The organism is Oleiphilus sp. HI0128 (assembly GCF_001635365.1).
Genome location: NZ_LWGG01000409.1, coordinates 1 through 6,226, shown reverse-complemented (window position 1 = coordinate 6,226; position 6,226 = coordinate 1). Strand labels below are relative to the sequence as shown.

General features: G+C 47.7%; 2 tRNA genes and 3 rRNA genes. All 5 read right to left on the bottom strand.

From position 1 onward, the window contains the following. Nucleotides 1–280 precede the first annotated feature (280 nt). The 5 genes from rrf to A3763_RS05025 all read right to left on the bottom strand — a co-directional run bounded on the left by rrf (nt 281) and on the right by A3763_RS05025 (nt 5,718). Nucleotides 281–395, bottom strand: a 5S ribosomal RNA gene (gene rrf, locus A3763_RS05045). Between the two features lie 167 nt (nt 396–562). Next, nucleotides 563–3,445: ribosomal RNA gene (locus A3763_RS05040) — 23S ribosomal RNA — on the bottom strand. A gap of 331 nt (nt 3,446–3,776) precedes the next feature. Further along, nucleotides 3,777–3,852, bottom strand: a tRNA-Ala gene (locus A3763_RS05035). Between the two features lie 141 nt (nt 3,853–3,993). Next, nucleotides 3,994–4,070, bottom strand: a tRNA-Ile gene (locus tag A3763_RS05030). A gap of 114 nt (nt 4,071–4,184) precedes the next feature. Continuing rightward, nucleotides 4,185–5,718 (bottom strand): 16S ribosomal RNA (locus A3763_RS05025). Together the 16S, 23S and 5S rRNA genes with 2 tRNA genes alongside form the textbook arrangement of a ribosomal RNA operon. Nucleotides 5,719–6,226 lie beyond the last annotated feature (508 nt).

Genomic DNA, 6,226 nt, shown 5'->3' with positions numbered 1-6,226 from the left:
CTACTAGCCATCATTAGCGATAGAAATAACAAAGCAATTTTGTTGTTTGTAGATGCATTCATAGTTGAAATCAGCGTCCTGATTTATTAGAAGTTAGGGAAGTATACCCAATAATTAATTAAATCATGTCTTGCGAGTCAAAACTTTACAGTCGTTCACAAATCAAACAACAAGATAAGAACCTGCTCACATAATTAAAACGAAAGTGAGTTACTTACAATACTTTCTTCCAGGCAATAAAAAACCCCAGTAGGACGACCTACTGGGGTTTCTAATAGAAGCCTGACGATGACCTACTCTCACATGGGACCTCCCACACTACCATCGGCGATGCTTCGTTTCACTTCTGAGTTCGGGATGGGATCAGGTGGTTCCAAAGCTCTATGGTCGTCAGGCAAAACTTCGGTTGCTGATACTTCATCAACAACACTTAATTCTGCGTCTTTAACAATAGCAAGTAATAGCTAATTTAATCTCTGCTGTCTAACGAAGACTCATATCCAATTTGCGTTACCCGTCGTTGTACGAATAATCATTCACTATAAAACCACTTGGGCGTTATATAGTTAAGCCTCACGAGCAATTAGTACTGGTTAGCTCAATACGTTACCGCACTTACACACCCAGCCTATCAACGTCATAGTCTTTAACGGCTCTTTAGGGGAATTAAATTCCCAGGGAAAACTTATCTTGAAGGGGGCTTCCCGCTTAGATGCTTTCAGCGGTTATCCTGTCCGAACGTAGCTACCGGGCAATGCGTCTGGCGACACAACCCGAACACCAGGGGTTCGTCCACTCCGGTCCTCTCGTACTAGGAGCAGCTCTTCTCAATTTTCCAACGTCCACGGCAGATAGGGACCGAACTGTCTCACGACGTTCTAAACCCAGCTCGCGTACCACTTTAAATGGCGAACAGCCATACCCTTGGGACCGGCTTCAGCCCCAGGATGTGATGAGCCGACATCGAGGTGCCAAACACCGCCGTCGATGTGAACTCTTGGGCGGTATCAGCCTGTTATCCCCGGAGTACCTTTTATCCGTTGAGCGATGGCCCTTCCATACAGAACCACCGGATCACTATGACCTACTTTCGTACCTGCTCGACGTGTCTGTCTCGCAGTTAAGCGCGCTTATGCCATTACACTAACCGCATGATGTCCGACCATGCTTAGCGCACCTTCGTGCTCCTCCGTTACTCTTTGGGAGGAGACCGCCCCAGTCAAACTACCCACCACACAGTGTCCTCGATCCCGATAAGGGACCCGAGTTAGAACCTCAAACATACCAGGGTGGTATTTCAAGGATGGCTCCACCAGATCTAGCGACCTGGTTTCAAAGCCTCCCACCTATCCTACACAAATAGGTTCAAAGTTCACTGTGAAGCTATAGTAAAGGTTCACGGGGTCTTTCCGTCTAGCCGCGGATACGCTGCATCTTAACAGCGATTTCAATTTCACTGAGTCTCGGGTGGAGACAGCTTGGCCATCGTTACACCATTCGTGCAGGTCGGAACTTACCCGACAAGGAATTTCGCTACCTTAGGACCGTTATAGTTACGGCCGCCGTTTACCGGGGCTTCGATCAAGAGCTTCGCATACGCTAACCCCATCAATTAACCTTCCGGCACCGGGCAGGTGTCATACCCTATACGTCCACTTTCGTGTTTGCAGAGTACTGTGTTTTTAATAAACAGTCGCAGCCAACTGGTATCTTCGGCCGACCTCAGCTTACAGAGCAAGTCTGATCACCAAAATCGGCGTACCTTCTCCCGAAGTTACGGTACCATTTTGCCTAGTTCCTTCACCCGAGTTCTCTCAAGCGCCTTGGTATTCTCTACCTGACCACCTGTGTCGGTTTGGGGTACGGTTCCTATATATCTGAAGCTTAGAGGTTTTTCCTGGAAGCAGAGCATCAACCACTTCAATCTCTAAAAGAGATCTCGTCATCAGTTCTCAGCCTTAAGGACCCGGATTTGCCTAAGTCCTCAGCCTACAACCTTAAACATGGACAACCGTCGCCATGCTGGTTTAGCTTTCTCCGTCTCCCCATCGCAATATATACAAGTACAGGAATATTAACCTGTTTCCCATCGACTACGCTTCTCAGCCTCGCCTTAGGGGCCGACTCACCCTGCGCCGATTAACGTTGCGCAGGAACCCTTGGTCTTCCGGCGAGGGGGTTTTTCACCCCCTTTGTCGTTACTCATGTCAGCATTCGCACTTCTGATACCTCCACCCAACTTCTCAATTGAGCTTCATCAGCTTACAGAACGCTCCTCTACCATATCTAAAAGATATCCGCAGCTTCGGTGTACAGTTTGAGCCCCGTTAAATCTTCCGCGCAGGCCGACTCGACTAGTGAGCTATTACGCTTTCTTTAAAGGATGGCTGCTTCTAAGCCAACCTCCTAGCTGTCTAAGCCTTCCCACATCGTTTCCCACTTAACTGTAACTTTGGGACCTTAGCTGGCGGTCTGGGTTGTTGCCCTCTCCACGACGGACGTTAGCACCCGCCGTGTGTCTCCCGTGATCGCACTCCTGGGTATTCGGAGTTTGCATGGGGTTGGTAAGTCGGGATGACCCCCTAGCCCAAACAGTGCTCTACCCCCCAGGGTGATACACGAGGCGCTACCTAAATAGCTTTCGAGGAGAACCAGCTATCTCCGAGTTTGATTAGCCTTTCACTCCTAGCCACAAGTCATCCCCTCATTTTTCAACATAAGTGGGTTCGGTCCTCCAATCAGTGTTACCTGATCTTCAACCTGCTCATGGCTAGATCACTCGGTTTCGGGTCTAATCCCAGCAACTAAACGCCCTATTAAGACTCGGTTTCCCTACGGCTCCCCTATACGGTTAACCTTGCTACTAAAATTAAGTCGCTGACCCATTATACAAAAGGTACGCAGTCACAGAACAAGTCTGCTCCCACTGCTTGTACGCATACGGTTTCAGGATCTATTTCACTCCCCTCACAGGGGTTCTTTTCGCCTTTCCCTCACGGTACTGGTTCACTATCGGTCAGTCAGGAGTATTTAGCCTTGGAGGATGGTCCCCCCATCTTCAGACAAGATAACACGTGTCCCGTCCTACTTAATATGTGACTATTGAATCTTCGTGTACGGGGCTATCACCCACTATGGCCGCACTTCCCAGAGCGTTCCACTAATTCAATAATCATCGGCTAATCCCCGTTCGCTCGCCGCTACTAAGGGAATCTCGGTTGATTTCTTTTCCTCCGGGTACTTAGATGTTTCAGTTCTCCGGGTTTGCTTCTTACACCTATGTATTCAGTGCAAGATATCTAACTTATGTTAGATGGGTTTCCCCATTCGGAAATCGTTGGGTCAAAGCTTGTTTACCAGCTTACCAACGCTTATCGCAGGTTACTACGTCCTTCATCGCCTCTGACTGCCAAGGCATCCACCGTATGCGCTTAGTCACTTAACTATATAACCCGAAGTAGTCTTCTAAGACGACCTTTTACCATCTTAGTACTTAAGCTATATATATGACCATTCGTAACGTTTTCGCCGGATAACGCTTGATATGAATCTCATTTCTTTCGTTATCCATGATTAAATTATTCGCTGATATGTGAATAATCTAATCACTTAGCAATGAGTTGCATTATGTCATCACAACATAAAACAACGTCTACTATTACTTACCTAATTGTTAAAGAGCTTCTAATCGCATGATTAGAAATAAATACACTTTACTTAATTCAAACTTAAACCAAGCAAATACACTTATTTATAATCATTTCAATTTTGGAAATTGGTGGAGCTATGCGGGATCGAACCGCAGACCTCCTGCGTGCAAGGCAGGCGCTCTCCCAGCTGAGCTATAGCCCCAATCCCAGAGCATTTTATCCTCTGCTTTAACGTTCATTAAAGTCAGACTCAAAAAATCGTAGATTTTAGTTAATCTAGGCAAATGACTGCGAAGCATAGCCTGCTATGCGAGTAATCATTTAACGATGAGTAACTGAAATCTGGTAGGCCTGGGCAGACTTGAACTGCCGACCTCACCCTTATCAGGGGTGCGCTCTAACCACCTGAGCTACAGGCCTTCTGCGCAAATTACCTCTCAGTAAGATGCTATAGGGCCTATTGCCCTTACGCTCTCTTTAATTCTATAACCAAGCAATTCGTGTGAACTCTGACCGAAACGATCACGATTCGTTTAAGGAGGTGATCCAGCCCCAGGTTCCCCTAGGGCTACCTTGTTACGACTTCACCCCAGTCATGAACCACACCGTGGTAATCGTCCCCCCGAAGGTTAGACTAACTACTTCTGGTGCAATCCACTCCCATGGTGTGACGGGCGGTGTGTACAAGGCCCGGGAACGTATTCACCGTGGCATTCTGATCCACGATTACTAGCGATTCCGACTTCATGGAGTCGAGTTGCAGACTCCAATCCGGACTACGATAAATTTTCTGGGATTAGCTCCACCTCGCGGCTTGGCGTCCCTTTGTATTTACCATTGTAGCACGTGTGTAGCCCTGGTCGTAAGGGCCATGATGACTTGACGTCGTCCCCACCTTCCTCCGGTTTGTCACCGGCAGTCTCCTTAGAGTTCCCACCCGAAGTGCTGGCAAATAAGGATAAGGGTTGCGCTCGTTACGGGACTTAACCCAACATTTCACAACACGAGCTGACGACAGCCATGCAGCACCTGTCACTGCGTTCCCGAAGGCACCAATCTATCTCTAGAAAGTTCGCAGGATGTCAAGACCAGGTAAGGTTCTTCGCGTTGCATCGAATTAAACCACATGCTCCACCGCTTGTGCGGGCCCCCGTCAATTCATTTGAGTTTTAATCTTGCGACCGTACTCCCCAGGCGGTCTACTTAGTGCGTTAGCTGCGCCACTAAGGAATCAAGTTCCCCAACGGCTAGTAGACATCGTTTACGGCGTGGACTACCAGGGTATCTAATCCTGTTTGCTCCCCACGCTTTCGCACCTCAGCGTCAGTATCAGTCCAGGTGGCCGCCTTCGCCACTGATGTTCCTTCCAATCTCTACGCATTTCACCGCTACACTGGAAATTCCACCACCCTCTACTGTACTCTAGCGAGTCAGTTCTAAATGCAGTTCCCAGGTTGAGCCCGGGGCTTTCACATCTAGCTTAACAAGCCGCCTACGCGCGCTTTACGCCCAGTAATTCCGATTAACGCTTGCACCCTCCGTATTACCGCGGCTGCTGGCACGGAGTTAGCCGGTGCTTCTTCTGCGAGTAACGTCAATCTAAGCAGGTATTAACTACTTAGCCTTCCTCCTCGCTGAAAGTGCTTTACAACCCGAAAGCCTTCTTCACACACGCGGCATGGCTGCATCAGGCTTGCGCCCATTGTGCAATATTCCCCACTGCTGCCTCCCGTAGGAGTCTGGACCGTGTCTCAGTTCCAGTGTGGCTGATCATCCTCTCAGACCAGCTAGGGATCGTCGCCTTGGTGAGCCCTTACCTCACCAACTAGCTAATCCCACGCAGACACATCCAATAGCGAGAGCCGAAGCCCCCTTTCCCCCGTAGGGCGTATGCGGTATTAATCCAAATTTCTCTGGGCTATCCCCCACTACTGGGCAGTTTTCTACGCGTTACTCACCCGTCCGCCGCTCGTCAGCAGATAGCAAGCTATCTCTGTTACCGCTCGACTTGCATGTGTTAAGCCTGCCGCCAGCGTTCAATCTGAGCCATGATCAAACTCTTCAGTTCAATCTAGTCGAAGCAAAAGCTTCATATACTTGCTCAAGTTACTTACTGTTCAAATAAATTGTACAGGTCGTTGACTTGATAATTTCTTAAGCAACATCCTCTCTAACAAGTTAGATCAGAGTGCTTTATCGTGAAATCATCTCAGCCAGCGCCCACACGAATTGCTTGGTTAATTTTTTAAAGAGCTTGCTTGAGATCCCTCAAGCGAGGCGCGTATTCTACAGCGTCTCATTTGCTTGTCAACGATTTTTTTTAATTTGTTTTCGAAGAAATTTAAATTCAAAACCGAAAACCAAAACCTTTAACAAGCGAAGATAAATTACTGATTTTAATCACTTAATTTATCCTCTATCTCCTTCAAACTTCGCCGCTTTCGAAGCGGTTCGCCTTAAGGAGGTGCGCATTATATAGAGCTGATTCTTTAGGTCAACACCTTTATCAAACTTTTTATAAATTAGTTTGTAACGCTATTTTAACGAGACTTTAGCTATCTTTTTCTTGCCCGCCT